This window comes from Deinococcus pimensis DSM 21231 (genome assembly GCF_000519345.1).
GTDB classification, from domain to species: domain Bacteria; phylum Deinococcota; class Deinococci; order Deinococcales; family Deinococcaceae; genus Deinococcus_A; species Deinococcus_A pimensis.
The window spans coordinates 22,063-25,431 of sequence record NZ_KI912639.1 but is presented as its reverse complement, the minus strand read 5'-3'; the positions used below and the strand labels follow the sequence as shown (position 1 = coordinate 25,431).

At 73.8% G+C, this 3,369-nt stretch carries 4 protein-coding genes; all 4 read right to left on the bottom strand.

Annotation, left to right across the window (positions count from 1 at the left end):
• Positions 1–1,274, bottom strand: a 1,274-nt coding sequence (locus DEIPI_RS30120; protein WP_045234072.1) for a PAS domain S-box protein, incomplete at its 3' end; no start/stop codon positions are given.
• Between the two features lie 23 nt (positions 1,275–1,297).
• Positions 1,298–1,534, bottom strand: a complete 237-nt coding sequence (locus DEIPI_RS0110440) for a hypothetical protein (protein WP_245588545.1) — start codon at positions 1,532–1,534, stop codon at positions 1,298–1,300.
• Between the two features lie 8 nt (positions 1,535–1,542).
• Entirely contained in the window at positions 1,543–2,331 is a 789-nt protein-coding gene (locus tag DEIPI_RS30115) for a sulfite exporter TauE/SafE family protein (protein WP_045234070.1), read from the bottom strand.
• A 35-nt stretch (positions 2,332–2,366) separates the two neighbouring features.
• Positions 2,367–3,369: S41 family peptidase (locus DEIPI_RS0110430; RefSeq protein WP_169737076.1), on the bottom strand; the 1,003-nt coding region annotated here is incomplete at its 5' end.

Below are 3,369 nucleotides of genomic sequence, written 5' to 3'. Positions count from 1 at the left end.
GCGGTCGTGGCGGGATCGTAGCGGTCCTGGTAGTAGGGCTCGCCCGTGTCGAAGGGCCGGTCGACGTTGGGCGTCCGGCCGCGCGGCAGGCCCCGCAGGAAGGCGGCGAGCAGGTCGGGATTGCGGAACTCGCCCCGGTGCGAGCGCAGCGTCCAGAGGGCCGCGTCGAGCTCGTAGAAGGTGCAGATGCTCGAAGGAAGCAGCGACACCACGATGTCCTGCGCGCGGCCCACCAGCGTCACGGGGTCCTGCTCCAGCGCGAGGTCCCGCGAGAGGTCCGCGAACCCCTCCAGGGCGCGAGTGCGCGCGTCGAGCTCGGCGTTCTGCCGCTTCGTCCGGCGGGTCTGCTCGCCGCGTTCGAGCGCGAGGGCGAGGCTGCGGCCCACGGCCGAGAAGATCGCGCGTTCGCGCACGGACCACGAACTGGCGCGCATCGTCGCGATGTTGAGCATGGCGGCGGGCTCGCCGTCCGTGAAGTACGGGTACAGCGCGCCCGCCCCGTACATGCGCGAGTCGTCGAGGTGCTCGCGCTCGGCGTCCCAGTCCTGCATGAAGTACGCCCCGGCGCCCAGGGAGGCCTCGTGGAACCTGGGCTGCGTGACCGGCACGCCCGCGCGGATCATGGCGAGGGCGTCCTCGGGGATGTCCTCGGACCACACCACGGCCCGCCAGCAGTCTCCCTGCCGCTCGTAGTAGGCGACGCTGACGTCCCCGAGGGTGGCGCGCAGCACGTCCACCGCGCCGCGCGCGAGCTCGCGCGCCCCCCACTCGCTGCCGACGCGTTCCGTGAAGGCCACGAAGGCGTCGAGCGCGGCGGTGCGTTCCTCCAGCGCCCGCGAACGCTCCCGCACGCGCTCCTCCAGCGTCGCGTTGAGGGCCTGGAGCTCCGCCTCGATGCGCTTGTGCTCCGTGACGTCGCGGGTGACGCCGTAGAGGCGCAGCGCCTCACCGTCCGCGCCGCGCTCGACGAAGGTGTGCTGCTCGACCCAGATCACGCCGCCGTCGTCGCGGACGTAGCGGAACTGCAGGACGGAGTCGTCCTGCTCGCCGCAGCGCAGCTTCTGGAAGGTCGCGAGGACGAGCGGACGGTCCTCGGGCGCGACGTTCGAGAGGAAGTCCGCGAGCGACGGCTGGTCGTTGTGGACGTTCATGAGGTGCATCAGTTCGGGCGAGCGGACGCCGCGACCCGTGCGCAGGTCGTACTCCCAGGCGCCCTGCCGGGCCGCCCGCAGGGCCAGCCGCAGGCGCGCCTCGCTCGCTTGAGTTTCGGACATGAGGGCAGGATACCGTGCGTCCGTCACACGAACTGCCGCAGCACGAACACCAGCGCGAGCCCCACGAGCGCGAGGAGCGCCGCGACGGCGAGCGCGCGGTCCTCGCGCCAGTGCGTCCACACCACCACGACCGCCGCCACGACGGGCGTCAGCAGCAGCGCGAGCACGCCCACGTCGAGGACCACGGGCACGAACACGCCCACCGCGAGGAGCGCCACGACCACCCAGAACGCGCCCGGGTACAGCCGCGGGGGCAGCACGGGCCGCTTCACCGCGTCCCCCCGACGCCGGAGATCAGGGGCCACCAGTACTTGTAGAGCAGCTGCAGCGCCGTGAACACCAGCAGCGCGGAGAAGAAGATCTTGAGCTGCGCCGCGGGGATGCGCTGCTGCAGGCCCGCCCCGAGCCGCGCGCCGACGAGCACCCCGAGCGCGAGGATCCCGGCCGTGCGCAGGTCCAGCAGGCCGCCCGCCTGGTACACGAGGGCGTTGCCGACCGCCGTGAGTCCCATGATGAAGGTGCTCGTCGCGATGGCCTCGCGGATGGGGATGCCCGCGAGGAGGTTCATGACGGGCACCTGGACGGTGCCGCCGCCGATGCCGAGCAGGCCGCTCATGACGCCCGCGAAGGTCATGGCGGGCGGCACGAGGGGCGAGTGCGTCTCGCGTTCCTCCTCCACGCGGCGGATGCCGCGCACGAGGTTGTAGGCGCTGTAGAGCAGCAGCAGCGCGAAGACCAGCGCGACGTACGGGGCGGGCAGCACGAGCCCGAGGGCGCTGCCGATCGCGCCGCCCACGACGGTGTAGGGCGAGAGCAGGTACCCGACGCGGGCGCGCACCAGCCCGCGTGAGAGGTACGCCGCGGCGCCGGAGAGGCCCACGGCGAGCACCCCGATCTGGCTGACGGCGACCGCCTGCCCGATGGTGATGGGGTGCCCCAGGGCGGGTAGCACGAACTCCAGCGCGGGCACGACGACGACGCCGCCGCCGAGCCCGAGGATCGCGCCGAGCACCCCGGCGAGCAGACCGATGGCGAGGATGGCGATGGAGAGGGTCACCCGGAAATCTTACCCCCTGCCCACCCCTGAGCTCCTCAGCGGGCGGCGGTCGCGGGGACGAAGAGGTCCACGGCGGTCTTGAGGACCGGATCGCCCGCGCCGGGGAGGCTGTCCGCGCTGACGGTCACGGCGCGGTCCGGCACGACCGCGGCGTCCACGAGGCGGCCCGAGGCGTCGAGCGCGCGGCTGGTCGTGACGGAGAGCATCCCGCCGTCGCTGAGGTCGTAGAGCCCCACGGCGGAGTTGCGCACCCCCGCCGTGGGCACGCCGACGACCGTGGCGCCCGCGCGCTGCAGGTTCGCGGCGAAGACCTCGCCGCAGGACGCGGTGCGGTTCGACACGAGCACCGCGACCCGGGCGGCGGGGGCCGCGCGGACCGCGCCGAGGTCGACGGAGCGTCTCCCGTTCACGCTCAGGGCGCCCTGCCGCGCGACGTAGGTGGTCTTCCACTGCCCGGTGGCGAGCTCGTGGCGGGCTTCCGTGAAGGCGGAGGACGCGAGGAGGCACTCGGTGAGACTGCCGCCGCCGTTGGCGCGGACGTCCACGACGAGGGGCCGGGCGGGGTCGAGGCCGCGCAGGAGCTCGAAGAAGCCGCGCGCGACGCCCTCCCCGAGGAAGGACGGGATGTTCACGACGTTGACGTCACCCACCACGCGCAGGGTAGGCAGGTCCCGCGCGGGCAGCGTCTCGGGCGTGAGGGTCAGCGTGCGGTCCGCGAGCGCCAGCGTGACGCGCCCGGCGTCCTCCGCGACGACGAGCGCGGCGGAGGTGGGCTTCTCCCCGTTGATGGTGCGCACGAGCGTGCCGACCTCCAGCCCGGCGCGCGCGGCGGGCGAGCCGGGCCGCACGTAGCCCACCACGGCGAGCGTGTCCTGCGGGACGAGCCGCAGCCCGACGCGTTCGACGCTGAGGCCGCGCATCTCGGCGCGGGTGCGGCGGGCCTGCTGCGGGTCGCGCAGGTTCGTGTGGCGGTCCCCGTAGCCCTTCACGAGGTCCTGCGCGACGGCGCGGCCCACGTCCACGGGGCAGGCGTCGTCC